At 72.5% G+C, this 18,745-nt stretch carries 8 protein-coding genes; 2 read left to right on the top strand and 6 right to left on the bottom strand.

Features of this window, described 5'->3' with window-relative positions:
• On the top strand, positions 1 to 1,380 hold the full coding sequence (locus J4573_RS26645; protein ID WP_208258599.1) for a cation:dicarboxylate symporter family transporter: 1,380 nt from the start codon (positions 1 to 3) through the stop codon (positions 1,378 to 1,380).
• A gap of 2 nt (positions 1,381 to 1,382) precedes the next feature.
• Positions 1,383 to 2,339 carry a CE1 family esterase gene (locus J4573_RS26640; protein ID WP_208258598.1) on the top strand — a complete coding sequence of 319 codons (957 nt, stop codon included), beginning with the start codon at positions 1,383 to 1,385 and terminating at the stop codon, positions 2,337 to 2,339.
• Between the two features lie 18 nt (positions 2,340 to 2,357).
• On the opposite strand, the gene J4573_RS26635 is transcribed toward J4573_RS26640, so the two are convergent.
• From J4573_RS26635 to J4573_RS26610, 6 genes are all read right to left on the bottom strand, one after another.
• Positions 2,358 to 3,629, bottom strand: coding sequence for a phosphodiester glycosidase family protein (locus tag J4573_RS26635; protein ID WP_208258597.1), 1,272 nt, complete (start codon positions 3,627 to 3,629; stop codon positions 2,358 to 2,360).
• Positions 3,630 to 3,632: 3 nt separating this feature from the next.
• Positions 3,633 to 5,105, bottom strand: a complete 1,473-nt coding sequence (locus J4573_RS26630; protein ID WP_208258596.1) for an MptA/MptB family glycosyltransferase — start codon at positions 5,103 to 5,105, stop codon at positions 3,633 to 3,635.
• Positions 5,106 to 5,174: 69 nt separating this feature from the next.
• Positions 5,175 to 5,531, bottom strand: a complete 357-nt coding sequence (locus J4573_RS26625; protein ID WP_208258595.1) for a hypothetical protein — start codon at positions 5,529 to 5,531, stop codon at positions 5,175 to 5,177.
• 27 nt (positions 5,532 to 5,558) lie between these two features.
• Complete coding sequence (locus J4573_RS26620) at positions 5,559 to 5,756, bottom strand: MbtH family protein (RefSeq protein WP_243773616.1); 198 nt, start codon at positions 5,754 to 5,756, stop codon at positions 5,559 to 5,561.
• A complete protein-coding gene (locus J4573_RS26615) occupies positions 5,756 to 6,769 on the bottom strand; it encodes an iron-siderophore ABC transporter substrate-binding protein (protein ID WP_208258593.1) in 1,014 nt (337 codons plus the stop codon). Before J4573_RS26615 ends, J4573_RS26620 begins: the two co-directional genes overlap by 1 nt.
• Positions 6,770 to 6,826: 57 nt before the next feature.
• Complete coding sequence (locus J4573_RS26610) at positions 6,827 to 18,736, bottom strand: non-ribosomal peptide synthetase (RefSeq protein WP_208258592.1); 11,910 nt, start codon at positions 18,734 to 18,736, stop codon at positions 6,827 to 6,829.
• Positions 18,737 to 18,745: the final 9 nt, after the last annotated feature.

Below are 18,745 nucleotides of genomic sequence, written 5' to 3'. Positions count from 1 at the left end.
ATGGCCGACTCCGCCGCCACGTCCCCGCCCACACCGCCGCCCGCGCCGGCCCGCCGCCGCGACCCGGTCCACTACCTGTACCTGGCGGTCATCGCCGCCGTGCTCCTCGGCATCCTGGTCGGCTTCGCCGCCCCCGACTTCGCCAAGGAGCTGAAGCCGCTCGGCACCGGCTTCGTCAACCTGATCAAGATGATGATCTCGCCGATCATCTTCTGCACGATCGTCGTCGGCATCGGCTCGGTGGCCAAGGCCGCCAAGGTCGGCAAGATCGGCCTGATGGCGCTCGGCTACTTCCTGGTGATGTCGACGTTCGCCCTGCTCATCGGCATGGTCGTCGGCAACATGCTGGACCCGGGCTCGGGCCTGCACCTCACCGCCGCCTCGACCGCCAAGGCGCACGCGTCCGCCGAGGGCTCCGAGGGCGCCGTCGACTTCCTCCTCGGGATGATCCCGACCACCCCGGTGTCCGCGCTGACCGAGGGCCAGGTCCTGCAGACGCTGCTGATCGCCCTGCTGGTCGGCTTCGCGCTGCAGCGGATGGGACCGGCGGGGGCGCCCATCCTGCGCGGCGTCGAGGTGATCCAGAAGCTGGTCTTCCGGGTCCTGGCGATGGTCATGTGGGCCGCCCCGATCGGCGCGTTCGGCGCGATGGCCGCCGTGGTCGGCGAGACCGGCTGGGCCGCGCTGCGCAGCCTCGCGGTGATCATGACGGGCTTCTACATCACGTGCGCGCTGTTCGTGTTCGTCGTGCTCGGCACCGTGCTGTGGCTCGGCGCGCGGATCAACATCCTCATGCTGCTGCGCTACCTGTCCCGCGAGTTCCTGCTGATCCTGTCGACCTCCTCGTCGGACACCGCGCTCCCCCGGCTGATCGCCAAGATGGAGCACCTCGGCGTGAGCAAGCCGGTCGCCGGCCTCACCGTGCCGACCGGGTACTCGTTCAACCTCGACGGGACCGCCATCTACATGACGATGGCCACGATCTTCATCGCCGAGGCGATGGACAAGCCGCTGTCGATCGGCTCGCAGATCACGCTGCTGCTCTTCCTGATGATCGCGTCCAAGGGCGCGGCCGGTGTCAGCGGCTCGGGCCTGGCGACGCTCGCGGGCGGGCTCCAGTCGCACCGCCCGGAGCTGGTGGACGGCGTCGGCTTCGTGGTCGGCATCGACCGGTTCATGTCCGAGGCCCGCGCGCTCACCAACTTCGCCGGGAACGCGGTGGCGTGCGTCCTCATCGGCAACTGGACCGGCGAGTTCGACCGGGCCCAGGCCGAGCGGGTGTTCTCGGGTCAAAGCCCGTTCAACGAGGCCACCCTTCTGGACGACGACACCGTGCCCGCGCCTCGGGAGGAACCCGACACCGAGAAGGTGGGCGTGTGATCATGAAGCGAGCGACACTTCCGCTGGGCGTGGCCGCTCTGGCGGCGGGCGGCCTGGCGGCGGGCGGCCTGATCGCCGCCTCGGCGACGGCGTCCGCTGCGCCTGCTCAGGGCGTCATCGACAAGCCCGTACGAACGACCGGGTGCGGCAAGACGCCGCCGGGCAAGCCGGGCGAGACGTTCGCCCAGACCACGACCTCGGGCGGCATCGCGCGGAGCTACACGGTGCACCTTCCCAAGGACTACCGGAAGGGGCGGCACTACTCGCTCGTGCTGTCGTTCCACGGGCACAAGCGCACCTCCGCCTACCAGGAGGAGCTCACCGGGCTGTCCGGGACGAACGCCATCGTCGTCTACCCGCAGGGACTCATCGGCACCGACGGCGAGAGCGCCTGGACGGGCGCGCCCTACTCCGCGTCCGCCGACGACGTGCTGTTCACCAGCGACCTGCTCAACCGGCTCCAGCGCGACCTGTGCGTGGACCCGCGCCGGATCTACGCCTCGGGCAAGTCCAACGGCGGTGGCTTCACGGGTGTGCTGGCGTGCCGGATGAGCGGCCGGATCGCCGCGTTCGCGATCGCGTCCGGCGCGTTCTACCCGCAGGGCGGCGCGTGCCATCCGCGGCGGCCCGCGCCGATCGTCGACTTCCACGGCACGGCCGACACGACGATCCCGTACGCGGGGGTTCCGGCGAAGGGCCTGCCGCCCATTCCCAAGTGGCTGGCGGGCTGGGCGGACCGCGACGGCTGCAAGGCCCGTCCGGCCGTACGGACCGAGGGCAAGGTCGAAATCAGCCGCTGGCGCGGGTGCGACCGAGGGTCTGAGCTGGTCCATTACAAGGTGGACGGCATGGGCCACGCGTGGCCGAGCACCAGCCCGAACCTGGACTCGGCCACCCCGGCGCCGCTGGACGCGACGCCGATCGTGATGCGCTTCTTCGCCCGCCACCACCTGCGGTAGCGGTCACCCGCGCGGCGATCACTTGCGGTAGAAGATCCCGATCCCGTTGGCGACGGCGCGTTCGGCGCCGTCGGAGGGAACGTTGCGCACGGTCGCGGCGGGCCGGCCGGGCTCCCGTACGGCGAACGTCGAGGAGCCGCCGCCGTCCAGGTTGACCGCGTCGTCGGCACCGGCCTGCTTGAGCAGGTCGGCCAGTTCGGCGACGGTCAACCCGCCGCTGCTCTCCGACCGGCCGTCCACCACCGCGAGATAAAGGTGGCTGCCGGTACGGCTGACTCCCGCGGCCGTGCGCGGCGCCGGGCCCTTGGGATCGAGCCCGGCGAGCGCGCGGCCGTCCAGCAGGATCGGGAAGCCGCCGACGGCGAAGCGGAACCTGACGCTTCCGGTGAGGTGGTGGCTGATCCCCACGCGGTCGCCCTTGCGCAGCCGGAGCAGGTCGGCGGCACCGGCCTCGCGGCCGACCAGCACGGTCGTCCCCTTGGGGATCGCGCCGCCGCCCACCTGCCGGGCGACCGAGGTGACCCGTCCCTTGGCCACCGTCACCTCGGCGACCTCGGTGCTGCACGGGGCGGTCCGCACGGTGTCGGTGCCGCAGACCGCGCGCTGCCGCGAGACCGTTCCCCAGGAGTGGGTGAACGCGCCGACGCCGCCCACGGGAAGGGCGTACTGGTTGAGCCCTCGCAGCGGAATCGACGTGCGCCCGTGTCGTACGGCCCCCTTCAGCGTCAGCCGCGAGACCCGCCCGCGCCGCTTGGCGTCCACGCCGATGACGTCCCTGACCGATGTGCCGGGCGGCAGCCCCGGGCCGAACCGCTGCCCTTCCGGCACGGCACCCTTGAGCGCGACACCACCGCTCACCTCGGCGCCCGAGGACGACCCGGTCGGCGTGACGCCTTCATGGGTCTCGCTGATGTTGAAGAAGTCCCCGTTGACGCCACCGATCGCGTTCTGCGCCTTGGCCATCGCCGAAACCGTCTCGCGCTCGGCGATCGAGGGCGGGTGCAGCAGACCGACCGCCGTATGCCGGTTGCGCAGATCCGCGTCCAGCAAATAGCCGCGCACCGCTCCGCCGATCCCGGTCGTCTGGAACGTACGGAACTCAACCCCGGCCGACACCCGCTTGGTCGAGGTGTATTGCAGCGCACCTCGCAGAGTCCGCGACGCGGTCGTCGTCCGCGCGTCGGGCCGTTCCCCCGAACCCGCACCGCCCGGCGGATCGGCGTGCGCCGGCACCTCCCAGCAGACGGTCAGCAGCAGTCCGGCACTCACAACGGTGGTCAGCCTTCGCACCAGTCACGCCTTCCTCAGCGGTATCCGAGCCCGCTGAGCATGCCCCAACGAAGGTGACGCGATGGTGGGTTCGACACGAACACCCAGGGACTTTCGCCGAGCCATCGCGCCCGCCACCAGGAGCAGCGCCAGGATGAGCAACGTAAGGGGCACCAAAGAGGGCAGAGTCCCCCGTTCGACGGCCGACCGCAGCCAGGAGTCCCCGAGCCGGCAGACCACCCCGGGCAAGGCCCCTATCGTCCCCACGAAAGCCCGCCCGATCTGCAACCAGTCCAGTCTCGAAGCGGGCGCTATCGCCAGCAGCGGAAAGACCAGCGCCTCGTACCACGGGTAGTAGACCGGCGTGGTGATGACCCAGGCCACCGACACCGCCAGGGCAGGCCCGAGCCAAGCCGGCCCGTTCGACGGCAACCTTAGGAAGATGCACGCCACCGCCGCGGCCAGCATGACCGAGGACACCGCAAGCCACGAAGGAGCGGGCGCGCCCGGCTGGAGCACAAGCTGCCAAGGCGTGTTCCATGACGGCAGACTTCCCCGCTTCACGACCGCCATCACGGCCTCGGCGCCCACCATCGAGTACGCCCCGACAAGCACTCCCCCGGCCGCGCCCACCACAATCGCAACGCCGCTGGGCGAGCGCCGCAGCACCCACACCATCCCGAACCCGACCAGCACATAGGGCAGCTTCACCGCAGCCGCCGCCCCCAGCAGCAGCCCTGCAGCCAAGGTCCGTTCCCTGCTGAACGCCACGAGCCCCGCCACCACCAGAGCAGCCGCGACGCCGTCCACGTGCGCCCCGCCCACCAGCGCCCACAGCAGCAGCGGATTAAGCGTCCACAACAGATGAACCCGCGCGCCCTTCCCCAGCCGGTGAAGGCCTACCCCCACCGCCAGAAAAGCAAGGCCGTTCCAGACCTTCAGCCACAGCACGGTCCAGGTGGCCGACTCTCCCCCGAGCTTGGACGCCGCCCACTGCATCGCCGTCGCGAGCGGCCCGTACACCGACGGAATCCCGTCCCACTCAGGCGGGGAGAGCACCCCCACCGGATCGCCGGTCAACTTGAACTCCGCAGGCGTGACCACGTGCGGGTTGAGCCCCTGCACCGCCATCCGCCCGTACGTGGCGTAGTCCAGCGGATCGGTGGACCCCATCGGCGGCGCGGCGATGAGCAAACAGACCGCCACCACCGCGAGCGCCATCACCCACACCGTCCGCGGCGCCCACCCCTGCCGCACCGCGAGCAGCCCCGCGACCATGGCCGCCGTGCCCACACCCATCGCGGACCACAGCACCACCGTCACGACCAGGTCCGGCTCCGGCGTCCACCCGATCCGCGGGAACAGCCCCTGCTGGTCCATCCGCGGCACCGCCGCGGGCGGCCGTGCCAGCCCGACCAGGACCATGAGCGCGAGGCTGACCCCGATCCCTCCGAACGCCGCGCCCCGCAGCACACGCCACCCTGGTTGAACGATCACTCACGCAACGTAGCCAACCCGCATGAACGCCACCCTTCGCCCCTTTGGAGCGCACCGGACGATTACATGTCACGCGATCGCGCGTTCGAGCTGGCCCCGAAGCTCGTCCAGCTCGTCGGGGCCGACCTCCATCACGCCGGTCGCGTCGTTGAAGAGCAACGCCCGGCGACCGTTCCGCCACGAGACGCCGGGCGCCTCACCCGCCCGCCTGATGTCGCAGAGCGGCCGGATCGGCCAGAACAGGAAGCCGACGGTGTAGCGCATGACCGTCCCGGCGCCGGGGTCGGCGGCCACGATCTCGACGAAGCCGCGCCGCTCGACGCTGAGCAGGCGGCCGCTGTCGGGGTCGCGCAGGGTCACGCCGCCGGGCACTCGCCGAACGAGCTGCCACAGCGGGCGGACCGACGGGTGGAGGGGTTCCCGCACAGGCGGAGGATAGACCGCCTGTGGCGGCTAGGACCTCAGGGAGGTGGGGCGGAGGTCGGTCCAGGTGGTGGTGATGTGGGACAGGCACTCGGCGCGGGGGGCGGGGCCGTGGGTGCGGGTCCAGCCGGCGGGGACGTCGGCGAACTCGGGCCACAGGGAGTGCTGGCCCTCGGCGTTCACCAGGACGAGGAAGGTGCCGTCGGGGTCGTCGAACGGGTTGGTCATCACGCGTCCTTCTTCGCGGCCGCCGCGATCTTCGGGACCACCTGGTCCACGACGTAGGGGACGGCGAGGGGGGTGGGGGTGCGCAGGGGCCAGAACGACTTGAGGTCGAGGGGGACGTAGGCGCCGCGCTTGACGACGGGGAGGTCGGCGAAGAGCTTGTTGCCCTCGATCTTCTTCTGGGTGGCCGGGTCGTCGTTGTAGTGGCTGAGGAGGACGTCGGTGTCCAGGACCCCGACCTTCTCCATGCTGAGCTCGGCGGCGAAGCCCTGGCCGGGCAGCTTCTTGAGCTTGTCGGGCAGCTTCATGCCGAACTGGTTCAGCAGCTTCACGCTGGTGTCGTCGTCGGCCTTCATGACGCCGATGTTGCCGTTCGGGAAGACGCTGGTGAGCGCGTAGCCCTTGCCCTGGAGCTCGGGGTGGGCGGTCTTGACCGAGGCGATCTTGGCTTCGACGTCCGCGACCAGCTTGTCGCCGTCGGCGGGGCGTCCGATGGCCTTGGCGGTCTGGCGGGTGATGTCCTGCCAGGAGTCCTCGGCGGGGCCGGTCTGGTAGGCGACCGTGGGCGCGAGCTTCTTGAGGTTGCCGTACTCCTTGTCGATGGTGAAGTCGCCACCGGCGAGGATCAGGTCCGGGCGCAGCTTGGCGATCTCCTCGATGGAGAAGCCCCCCTCGCCGGCCTTGAGGAGGGTCGGCTTGCCGCCGGTCAGCTTGGGTGCGGTCCAGGGGGCGAGGCCGTCGGGCTGGACGCCGGTCAGCTCGACCATGCCGGCCGGCTTGACGCCGAGCGCGAGCAGGGTGTCCTGGTCGACCTCGCCGAGCGCGACGATCCGCTCGGGCTTGGACTTGATGGTCGTGCTGCCGAGCTTGTGGGTGATGGTGACGGGGAACGCGGCCCCGCTCGCGCCGGCGGCGGGCGCGCTCGAGTCCTTGTCGTCGTCGCCGCACGCGGCGGCCGTGCCGAGGCTCAGGGTGAGCGCTGCGGTGGCGGCCAGGCTCCGCATCAGTGTGCGCATGGTGGGACCTTCCAAGTTTTCCAAGGGGGGGCGGATCGCAGATTAGGTTAGCCTCACCTAATCTCGCAATACCCCGAGCAGGCCGGCGACAGTGGGATGTGTCATGAGGGTCGCGACCTTCAGCGAGGCGCAGCCGGGCTCGCGGCGGATCCGGCGCACGAGCTTCATCGCGAGCAGCGAGTGGCCGCCCAGGTCGAAGAAGTCGTCGTCGGGTCCGACGTCGGGCACGTCCAGTTCCTCGGCGAAGATGCGGCACAGCGCCGCTTCGCGGTCGTCCGTTCCACGGGTTGCCGTTCTCGTCGTTTCCGCGGTGACGGAACGGGCCGTGAGGGTGGCGGGGAGGGTGCGGACGGGGATGGTCGGGTCGGCGGCCACGGCTTCCAGGACGGCGATGAGGGTGCCCGCCAGGGTGGCGACCGTGTCGCGGTCGAACAGCTCGGCCGAGTAGTCGACGATGAGCCTCAACTCGTCGCCGCCCTCACGGAAGATGAAGTCCAGGTCGAACTTCGCGGCGCCAGGGCTGAAGAGGGCCTCTTGCTGCTCCAGGCCGGGGAAGCGGACATCGCCGACGCCTTGGTTCTCGTAGCCGACCATGACTTGGAAGAGCGGGTTGCGGCCGGGGACGCGGCGTGGGCGCAGGGCTTCGACGAGCGCCTCGAACGGCAGGTCCTGGTTGGCCAGGCCCGCCAGGTCGGCCTCCCGTACGCGGGCCAGGAGATCGGTGAACGTGGGCGCACCGGAGACATCGGCTCGCAGGACGAGCGTGTTGACGAAGAAGCCCACCAGGTCACCGGCGGCCTCCTCCGTACGGCCCGCGACAGGGCTGCCGAGCGGGATGTCCTCGCCCGCGCCCATCCGGTGCAGCAGTGCGGCGACGGCGGATTGGCAGACCATGAACATGCTCGCGCCGCCGTCGCGTGCCACGCGCCGTAGCCGGGCGGTGAGGCCCGGCGGGAGGTCGGCGGTGAGGGTTCCGCCGCGCTGGCCGACCGTGCCGGGGCGCGGCCGGTCCACCGGCAGCGGGATCTCCTCCGGGATGCCCGCGAGCGCCTGCGCCCAGTGCGCGAGCTGGCGCGCGTGCACGCTGCCGGGGTCGAGCGGGTCGCCGAGGAGCTCTCGCTGCCAGAGCGCATGGTCGGCGTACTGGACGGGCGGGATCTCCCAGCCGGGCACCGCACCGCCGAGCCTGGCCGTGTAGGCCTCGGCCACGTCGCGGGCGAACGGCCCGAACGACCACTCGTCGAACGCGATGTGGTGGAAGACCGCCAGCAGCAGATGCTCGCGCTCGCCCTCCGGGAACACCGCGACGCGCAGCGGGATCTCGCGTTCCAGGTCGAACGGCCGGGCGATGACGTCCTCGGGCGGGCAGGTCGCGACCTCCAGCGCGGGCCGTGCCTGCTCGGGCGGCAGGATCCGCTGGTACGGGACGCCGTCGCCGTCCTGGGCGAAGACCGTGCGGAGGCTCTCGTGGCGGGCCGTCACGTCGCCGATCGCGGCCTCCAGGGCGGCCAGGTCCAGGTCTCCGCGCAGCCGTACGGCCAGCGGCAGGTGGTACGCGCCGCGCGGTCCGTCGTCCTCGCGGAGAAGCTGGTCGAGCAGCCACAGGCGGCGCTGCGCGAACGAGAGCGGGATCCTTTCCGGCCGTTCGCGGGGCGCGAGGGCGGGGCGGTTCTCGGCCCCGGCGTTGCGGTGCACCCGTTCGGCCAGCTCGGCGACGGTCGGCGCCTCGAACAGGTCGCGGATCGCCAGCTCCGTACCGAGCACCGAACGGGCCCTGCCGACCAGGCGGGTGGCCAGAAGCGAGTGGCCGCCGAGATCGAAGAAGTCGTCGTCGATTCCGACGCCGGGCGCGTCCAGCACCTCACCGAAGAGGGTGCACAGGAGCTGCTCGACCGGGGTGCGCGGCTGCCGGCCGCCGCCACCCCGGCGCGGCCCGTCCTGGCCGCCCGGGTCGGGCAGGGCACGGCGATCGAGCTTGCCGTTCACCGTCAGCGGCAGCGCGTCGAGCGTGACGATCGCGGCCGGGACCATGTAGCCGGGCAGCCGCTTCTTCAGGCCCTCGCGGACGCGTCCGGCCAGCACACCGAGGTCGCGGGCGGCCACCGGGTCGTTGGCGAGCGTTCCCGCACCGGCCTCCACGAACGCGGCGCCGCCGCCGAAGACCGCGTCGTAGCGGCCGATCTCGTCCGAAGGCGTCAGGACGACGGCTGAGTCGAGCGCGTGGATCGTCTCCGGCTCGACGCCCTCGGGCGGGGCGGTGAGCCGTTCGCGCGCCTCGTCCGGCGACGCACCGTCGCGCAGGGCAGCGAGGGCAGCGAGCTCACCGGACAGCCGCGGGTCGGGGATGCCCCGCACTCGCAGCGGCCCTGCGGGCAGGTCGTTCAGCGTCTCCGGGCCGGTCCACTGGACCGCCGGGGTCGGCGGCGCCTGCGGCACGTCCTTGCGCAGAACGACGTCGTAGCGGTGCCGGGTCAGCTCGTTGTGGTGAACGCCGCGCTTGGTCAGCACCTCGACCCGCGAGGGCCCGTCGAGCGCCGCGAAGAACGCGGGGTGGAGCAGCAGTTCCTTCTCCATCCGCACGGCGCGTTCGACCGCGTCCAGGTCTCCCCCGCCGCGTCCGAGCTGGATCGCCGCGTGCAGGCCGCGGACCGTGCGCAGGTCCCGTACGTCGCCGACGAACAGCGCGCCACCGGGGGCGAGCAGGTCCATCGCCTTGCCGATCACGTCGGCGAGGTAGGCGGCGCCTGGGAAGTACTGCACCACCGAGTTGATGACGATGGTGTCGAAGTGCGCGGCGGGCAGCCCCTCGGTGTCGTGCGCCGGGCGGCAGCTCAGCCTGACCGGCGAGTCGGGGCCGAGGTCGGCCCGCAGCTTGGCGATGACGGGCTCGGAGAAGTCGGTGCCCCAGTACTCCTCGGCCTCGGGAGCGAGCCGCGTCAGGATCAGCCCGGCGCCGACGCCGATCTCCAGGACGCGGCGCGGCCGCAGCGCGCGGATGCGTTCGACGGTCGTCTCCCGCCACTCGCGCATCTCCTCCAGCGGGATCGGGGCGCCGTCGTAGCTGCTGTCCCAGCCCGCGAACTCCTCGGCGTGCACGACCGTGCCGACCTCGGTGTACTCGGCGTCGTAGATCTGCCGCCACTCGGCGATCTGCTCCTCGGCGGCACCCTCGCGCGTCCCGTCCGGAACGACGTAGCCGACCAGCCGCTTCACCCCGGGCACGCCGGTGTCGGCGGCGATGACCGCCGCCTGCCCGACGCCGGGCTCGGCGGCCAGTGCGGTCTCGATCTCCTCCAGCTCGACCCGGTAGCCGCGGATCTTCACCTGATCGTCGGTACGGCCGAGGAAGTCGATGTTGCCGTCCTCGCGCACCCGCACCAGGTCGCCGGTCCGGTACATCCGCCCGCCGCCGAACGGGTCGGCGACGAACCGTTCGGCGGTCAGGTCGGGCCGCCCGAGGTAGCCGCGCGCCAGGCCCGCCCCCGCGATGTAGAGCTCGCCGGGCGCGCCCTGCGGAACGGGCCGCAGCCAGGAGTCCAGCACGTAGCCGCGGGTGTTCCAGATCGGCTTGCCGACGGTCGGGGTCGCGCTGTCCTCGGTCCCGCCGCCGAGCGTGTTGATCGTGTACTCGGTGGGGCCGTAGAGGTTGTAGCCGAGCACGCCGTCGGCCTGCGCGAGCCGGTCCCAGACCGACGTCGGCACGGCCTCGCCGCCGAGCAGCACCAGCGGCGGCCGGTGCCCACCGTCCAGCAGGCCCTCGTCCAGGAGCTGCTGGGCGTACGTCGGGGTCACGTTGATGACGTCGATGTCGTGGCGGCGCAGGTAGGCGGTGAGCGCCTCGGCGTCGCGGCGCAGGTCCTCGTCGCAGATGTGCACCTCATGGCCCTCGACGAGCCAGAGCAGCTCCTCCCAGGACATGTCGAACGAGAACGACACCGTGTGCGCGATGCGCAGCCGCCGCCCGCCGGTGGAGGCCACGACCGGGTCGAAGATGTTGGCCCGGTGGTTGTACTGCATGTTGGTCAGGCCGCGGTACGGGGTGATCACGCCCTTGGGACGGCCCGTGGAGCCGGAGGTGTAGATCACGTAGGCCGGGCGGTCCATGCGTCCGGGCGTGCCGGGGGCGGACGATCCCAGCTCGTCCGGGCCGAGGTCCTCGCCCGAGAGCGCCTTGAGCCGGGCCGCCGTCTCCGGATCGTCCAGTGCCACGATCGTGCCGCCGTACGACAGCCCGGCGGCGATCTCCTCGTGCGAGAGCAGGCAGGTGGGGGCGGCGTCGGCGAGCATGTAGTCGAGGCGGTCGGCCGGGTAGTCCAGCTCCAGCGGCAGGTAGGCGGCGCCGGTCCGCAGCACGGCGAACAGCGCGATCACCATCTCGGCCGAGCGGGGCAGCGCGAGTGCGACCACCTTCTCCGGCCCGGCGCCGTTCTGGATCAGCAGCCGGGCCAGCCGGTTGACCTCGGCGTTCAGCTCGCCGTAGGTGAAGCGCACGTCGGGCAGTGAGACCAGCGCGGGGTCGCCGGGCACCAGTGCCGCACGTTCGGCGAGCAGTTCGGCGACGGTGAGCTCCGGGACTTCCTTGACCGCGTCGTCCCAGTCGCGCCGCAGCCGCTCGTGCTCCTGCGGTACGAGCAGGTCGAGCCGGCGGCAGGGCAGGTCGGGCTGTTCGGCGAGCCGCGTGAGGACCTGCACGTACCGGTCGGTGATCCGTTCGGCCTCGGCGGTGTCGAACGCGTCGCCGCGGTACATCACGCGCAGCGCCGCGTCCGGCTCGACGACCATCGTGATCGGGTAGTGCGTGGCGTCGCGCACCTGGCGGCCGAGCACGCGCAGACCCGCGTCCGGGCCGAAGCCGCGGCCCGTCGGCATGCCGGGGAAGTTCTGGAAGACGAAGAGGGTGTCGAAGAGCGTGCCGAGGCCGGTCGCGCGCTGGACGTCGGCGAGCGCGACGAAGGTGTGGTCGAACAGCTCGGACTGCTCGGCCTGAACGCGCTCCAGCACGCCGGTCAGGGGGTCGCCCGGCCCGGCCTGAACGCGGATCGGGATCGTGTTGAACAGCAGCCCGACCATTGACTCGACGCCGTCCACGTCGGGGTGGCGGCCGGAGACAGAGGCACCGAACACCACGTCATCGCGTCCGGTCAGGGCCATCAGGACCAGTCCCCACGCCGTCTCGAAGAGCGTGCCCATCGTGACGCCGTGGTCCCGGGCGACCCCTTCGAGGCGTTCGGCGAGGCCGGCGGGCAGCGCGCGGTGCACCTCCCCGGCGGTCGCGAGGTCGGCGGGCCGGTCCACCAGCCCGGGGCGCACGAGGGCGGGCTCGTCGAACCCGTCCAGGGCGCGCCGCCACGCCTCGACGGCCGCGCCACGGTCCCGTCCGTTCACCCAGTCGAGGTAGGCGCGGAACTGCGGCACGGAGCGCGCGGCCTCGGCGGCGGCGTCGGTGTAGGCCTCCAGCAGCGAGGTGACCAGGAGCCCGCCCGACCAGCCGTCCAGCAGGATCAGCTCGGAGGTCAGCACCAGCCGGTGGTCGTCCTCGCCGAGCCGGGCCAGCGCGAAGCGGATCAGCGGCGGCGCGCCCGGGTCGAACGGCTCGGCCCGCTGCGCGTCGACGAACGCCTCAAGCCCCTCCTCGCCCGACACCTCGCCGTAGGTCCACGGCGTCTCGAAGCTCTCGGGAACGAACTGCACGGCCCGGTCCCCGTCGGTGCGGAAGCCGGCGCGCAGGTTCGGGTACTTCTCCAGAACGACTCGTGCCGCGTCCGCCATCCGTTCGGCATCGACCGGCCCGGACAGCGTCACCACGGCCTGCTGCACGTAGATGTCGCGGCCCTCGCCCGCCAGCATCAGGTGGAAGAGCAGGCCCTCCTGAAGCGGCGAAAGCGGCAGCTCTCCCCCGGCGTCATCGCCGTCGCCGGCCCGTTCCCCCGCCATCTCGACGGTGTCGGCGGCCTTGGCGAGGGCCTCGACGGTCCGCAGCCGGAAGACGTCGCGCACGCTGAACGACAGACCTGCGCGCCGTGCGCGGGCGACGAGCAGCGCGGCGCTGATGCTGTCGCCGCCCGTGCGGAAGAAGTCGTCGTCGGCGCCCACGTCCTCGCGATCGAGGACGATGCCGACCAGGTGCGCGAGCACGCGTTCGGCCTCGCTCGCGGGCGCGCGCCCGGCCGCCGCGACGCCCGGCTCGGGCAGCGCTCGCCGGTCGACCTTCCCATTCGGGTTGAGGGGAAGTTCCTCCAGGATCAGGAGGTCGGTGGGGACCAGGTACCCCGGCAGCGCGGCGCGAAGCCGGGCCTCCAGCGCACCGAGATCGATGTCGCCGACGACGTAGCCGACCAGGCGCGTCCCGTGCGCGGCGACGGCGGCGCGGCGGACGCCGGGCTGGGCGGCGAGAACGGCCTCGACCTCGCCCGGCTCGATCCGGAAACCGCGGATCGTGATCTGGTCGTCGGCGCGGCCAAGGAACTCCAGCGTGCCGTCGGCGCGGCGCCGGACCCGGTCGCCGGTGCGGTAGAGCCGCGAGCCGGGCGGGCCGAACGGGTCGGCGACGAAGCGCTCGGCGGTCCGGACGGGGTCGCCCAGGTAGCCGCGCGCGATGCCGTCGCCCGCGAGGTAGAGCTCACCGATCGGGACCTCGCGCAGCGCGCCGTCCAGGACGTACGCCCGGGTGTTGGCGATGGGCACCAGACCGCCCCCGCCTGCGGCGATCAGGCTGTCTCCGGCGGCCTCCGAGCAGCCGTACAGGTTGACCACGCGCGCCGGGACCTTGTCCGCGAGCGCAGCGGGCAGGGCCTCGCCGCTGCTGATCCAGGTGCCGACCGAACCGGGCAGCCCGTTCTCCAGCAGGGCCGCCAGGAGACTCGGCACGAGCGTGACCGTGTCGACGTCGTGCCGTTCGATGAACGCGGCGAGCGCGTCCGCGTCGGCCGCGGTGAAGTCGTCGGCGATGACGACGGTGTCCCCGGCGACCAGCCCGCCGAGCAGCTCGGTCGTCCCGTCGATGAAGGCGGGCGAGCTCTTGGCGATGCGGATGCCGGACGAGGCCAGCGCCTCGGTGCCCCAGGCGAGGCGGTTGGCCAGGGCGCGCTGGGTGCCGACCACGGCCTTGGGCGTGCCGGTCGAGCCGGAGGTGAAGATGACGTACGCCGGGTGGCCGGGAAGGGTCTCTCGCCGCTCGCGGCGCGGGGCGTCCAGCGGTGGCTCCTCGCGTCCGAGGACGAGGAGCGGCTGCGCGATCGCGAGCATGAAGTCGACCCGTGCGGCCGGGTAGGCGCGGTCGATCGGCAGGTAGGCCGCGCCCGTCTTGAGGACGGCCAGCAGCGCCACGGCGAACTCGTCCGAGCGCGGCAACGCGACTGCGACGACCTCCTCCGGCCCGGCCCCGGCGGCGGCGAGCCGGTCGGCGAGCGCCTCGGCGCGCCGGTCCAGCTCGGCGTAGGTGAGCCTGGCGCCGCCGAAGACGAGGGCGGTCGCGTCGGGCGTGCGCGCGGCCTGGGCCTCGATGAGCGCGGCGACCGTACGGGGCGGGAAGTCGCGGACCGTGTCGGGGTGCTCGACGGGTGCGGCGAGCGCGGACAGCCGCGCTTCCGGCTCATTCGCGACCCGGTCGAGCAGCTCGCCCAGCCGGGCGAGGAGTCCTTCGATGGTCGCGGCGTCGAAGAGGTCGGTCGCGAAGGCGGCGAAGCCTTCGACCTCCTCGTCTCCCTCGGCGAAGTAGAGGTCGAGGTCGAACTTCACCCCGCCCGTCTCGGGCAGGAACGGCTCGGCGCGCACGCCCGGCAGCGCCGGCCGCACGTCGTCGAGACGCTGGTGAACGATCATGACCTGGAACAGCGGGCCGCGCGCCAGCGACCGCTCGGGCGCGAGCCGTTCCACCACCCGTTCGAACGCGACGTCGGCGTTGGAGAACGCGGCGAGGTCGGTGGCGCGGATCCGTTCCAGCAGCTCGGCGAACGTCGGGTCGCCGGACAGGTCGGCGCGCAGCACGAGCGGGTTGACGAAGACGCCGACCAGCCCGGCCAGGTCCTCGTCGGCGCGGCCCGCGATGGGCGAACCGAGCGCCACGTCGTCGCCCGCACCGGCCTGCTGGAGCAGCGCGGCGACGGCGGCGTGCAGCACCATGAACACGCTCGTGCCGGTGTCGCGGGCCAGGCGCCGCGCGCCCTCGATCGGCAGCCGGAACGGGACCAGCCCGCCCTTGTGGCTCGCCTCCGCGGGCCTCGGCCGGTCGAAGGGCAGCTCGATCTGCTCGGGGAGCCCGTCGAGCGTCTCGGCCCAGAAGTCGAGTTGGTGACTCACGTCCGGCGCGGCCTCGCGTTGCCAGGTCGCGTAGTCGGCGTACTGAACGGGCAGCGGCTCCCAGGTCGGCGCGCTACCTCTGGTGTGCCGGGCCTCGTAGGCGACGGCCAGGTCCGCCAGGAGCGGGGTGAACGACCACTCGTCGGCCGCAGCGTGGTGCAGCAGGATGATCAGCGACCACTCGTTCTCGCCTTCGCGGACGAGCGTGCCCCGGATCGGCAGGTCGACGCCGATGTCGAAGACGTGCTGGGCGGCTGGAGCCTCGTCGGTGACAACGAAGTCGACCGGGGTCTCGGGCGGAAGGATCTTCTGGATCGGCAGCCCGTCCGGCCCTTCGACCAGCAGCGTGCGCAGCGCCTCGTGGCGCGCGACGACATCGCCGAACGCGGCGCGCAACGCGTCGGGGTCGACGGGGCCGGTGAGGCGCAGCCCGAGCGGTAGCGCGTAGGAGGTGGACGGCCCGCGCAACCGTTCCTCCAGCCACAGCCCGCGCTGCGCCGCCGACGCGGGCACGACGTCAGGGCGGGTGACGTCGTGGACCCGCGGTCCGGTCGCGGCGCCGAGCCTGGGCGCGAGCGCCGCCACGGTGGGAGCTTCGAAGACGTCGGCGATGGTGAGGGACTCGCCGAGGACGGCACGGACGCGGGCCGCGACGCGGGTGGCCAGCAGCGAGTGCCCGCCGAGGGCGAAGAAGTCGTCGTCGATGCCGACCCGTTCGAGCCCGAGCAGCTCGGCGAAGATCGCGCACAGCGCCGTCTCGCGGGCGTCGCGCGGCGCCCGGCCGGACACGTCGGCCTCGGGTGCGGGCAGGGCGGCACGGTCGAGCTTGCCGTTGACCGTGCGCGGCATCGCCTCGATCGCGACGAACGCCGACGGGACCAGGTAGTCGGGCAGCGTCGTGGCGAGCGCGGCCCGCAGGTCGGCGTCGGTGAGGGGCTGCCGCGTCGGCACGTAGTAGGCGACCAGGCGCGGCTCGCCGGGACGGTCCTCGCGTACGACGACCGCGGCCTGCGCGACGCCCGGCTGCGCGGCGAGCGCCGCCTGGGCCTCGGCGGGCTCGATCCGGAAGCCCCGGATCTTCACCTGGTCGTCGGTGCGGCCGAGGTAGTCGAGCGAGCCGTCGCGGTTGCGCCGGGCCAGGTCGCCGGTCCGGTACATGCGCGTGCCGGGCGGGCCGTACGGGTCGGCGACGAAGCGTTCGGCGGTCAGGTCGGGCCTGCCGACGTAGCCGCGCGCGAGCTGCTCCCCCGCCAGGTACAGCTCGCCGGGGACGCCGATCGGGACCGGGCGGAGCGCGGCGTCGAGCACGTGGGCGCGGGTGTTCCAGAACGGCAGGCCGATGCCGGAGGCGGGCAGGTCGGCGGACGTCGCCCAGATCGTGGCCTCGGTCGGCCCGTACATGTTGGTGGCCTGCTCCAGCGTTCCGGCGAGCGCGGCCGGGAGCGCCTCGCCGCCGACCAGCACCCGCAGTCCCTTGAGCGCGTCCGGGTCGAGCGTGCCGAGCAGCGACGGCGTGCCCTGGACGACGGTCGCGTCCTTAAGCAGGCGTGCGAGCGCGGCCGGGTCGCGCACGGCGGCGCGCGAGGCGAGCACGACGGTCGCGCCGCCGATCAGCGGCCCGTAGAGCTCCAGCGCGGCGATGTCGAACGCGATCGTCGTCACCGCGACCAGCCGGTCCTCCGGGCCGAGCGCGAGCTGGGCGCGGGTGGCGAGCAGGAAATTGGCGAGCGCGCCGTGCGACACCGCCACGCCCTTGGGCCGTCCGGTCGAGCCGGAGGTGTAGATGACGTAGGCGAGGTCGTCGGCGTTGATCGCGGGCGTGAGGTTGGCGGCGGTCTCGGGCAGGTTGTCGCCGTCGAGCACGAGGACATCGGTGCCCTCTGGGAGCAGGACCGCCATCTCCGGGGTGCCGATCACGCAGAGCGGCCCGGCGTCCTCCAGCATGTAGGCGATCCGGCTGAGCGGGTGGTCGAGGTCGAGCGGCAGGTAGGCCGCGCCGGCCTTGAGGACGCCGAGCAGCGCCACGACCAGGTCCGGGGTGCGCGGCAGGGCGAGGGCGACGACCGTCTCGGGACCGGCACCGCGCGCACGTAGGTGCGCGGCGAGCGCCGAGGACCGGCGGTCCAGCTCCTCGTAGGTCAGCGTGCCCGACTCGGCCTCGACGGCGGTCGCGTGGGGCGTACGGGCGGCCTGCCGTTCGAAGAGGGCCACGACGTTGGTGCCGGGCAGGTCCTGGTCGGTCGCGTTGGTCGCGGCGATGAGGGCCCGTTCGTGCTCGCCCATCACCTCCAGCGCGCCGATGCCCCGGTCGGGGTCGGCGAGCGCGTCGCCCAGCAGGGTCTCCAGATGCCCGAGCAGCGCGTCGATCCGGTCGTCGTCGAACAGCTCGCGCCGGAACGTGGCCTCGACGTTCATGCCGCCGGGCCGGACGAACGCCTCCAGCGACAGGTCGAAGTGCGTGGTCCCGTTGTGGATGTGCGTCCAGCTGGAGGTCACGCCGGGCAGGTCCAGCTCGCCTATCTCCTGTGCGAGGAACAGCAGCATCGTGTCGAAGAACGCCGAGCGTCCGCGCGCCCGCGAGGGCTTGAGCTCCTGGATGAGCGTGTCGTACGGGAGGGACTGGTGGGCGAAGCCTTCCGCGCACGTACGGCCCACGCGGCGCAGCAGCTCGCGGAACGTCGGCGCGTCCGACAGGTCGGTGCGGAGCACGAGCGTGTTGCCGAAGTTGCCGACGAGCCGTTCGACCTCGGCGTGCTCGCGGTTCATGACCGCCGAGCCGACCGCCACGTCGTCGGAGCCGGTGTAGCGGTGCAGCAGGACGGCGTAGGCGGCGAGCATCACCATGTAGGGCGTGAGGTTCTCCTCCGCCGCCAGCCGCCGCATTCCCTCGGTGATCGAGTTGTCGAAGTGCCGTGCCCTGCGCCCGCCGCGTTCGGAGACGACCGCTCCTCGTAGGTGGTCCGCGGGCAACTCGAGCGGCGCCGGAGGCGGATCGAGGCGGCCGCGCCAGTAGTGCAGGTCGTCCTCCGAGACGCCCCGCGTCTGCTCCCAGGTCGCGAAGTCGGCGTACTGAACGGCGAGCTGCGGAAGCCCGTCCGGCTCGCCCGTCACGGCGGCCCGGTAGAGGGCCGACAGGTCGCGCGAGAGCGAACCCCACGTCATGCCGTCCCAGGCGATGTGGTGAACGACGAGGACCAAGGCGTGCTCGCCATCGGACGTCCTCAGCAGCTCCAGCCGGATCGGCCGCTGCGTCCCGAGGTCGAACGGCTGCGCGGCCAGCTCTTCCGCCCGCGCCTGCGCGTCGTCGCAGTCCTGGACCGCCAGTTCGAGCGAGTCGTCCTCGGTCACGATCTGCACGGGCCCACCGTCGGCGTCGCCCGCGCCGTCGGTGTCGTTGCGGTACAGCGTCCGCAGGACCGCGTGCCGCCGGATCACGCCTCGCAGGGCCGACCGCAGCGCCTCGATGTCCAGGGCGCCCGACATCCGCACCAGCAGGCAGACGTTGTAGGCGGGGCTGTCGGGAAAGGTCTCGTGGTGCAGCCACATGCTCTGCTGCGCGTACGAGAGCGGTGCCGGTCCGTCGGAGGTCCGGGTTGTCAGCCGTGCGGTGTCCGAGCCCAGCCCGGCCTCCGCCATCATCCGCCGCATCAGTTCACGTCGCGCGCTCAAGCTCAGCTC

It is taken from the genome of Actinomadura barringtoniae (assembly GCF_017573505.1).
Taxonomy (GTDB): domain Bacteria; phylum Actinomycetota; class Actinomycetes; order Streptosporangiales; family Streptosporangiaceae; genus Spirillospora; species Spirillospora barringtoniae.
Note: the sequence above shows the minus strand (reverse complement) of the source record. Positions and strands in the feature narration are given on the sequence as shown.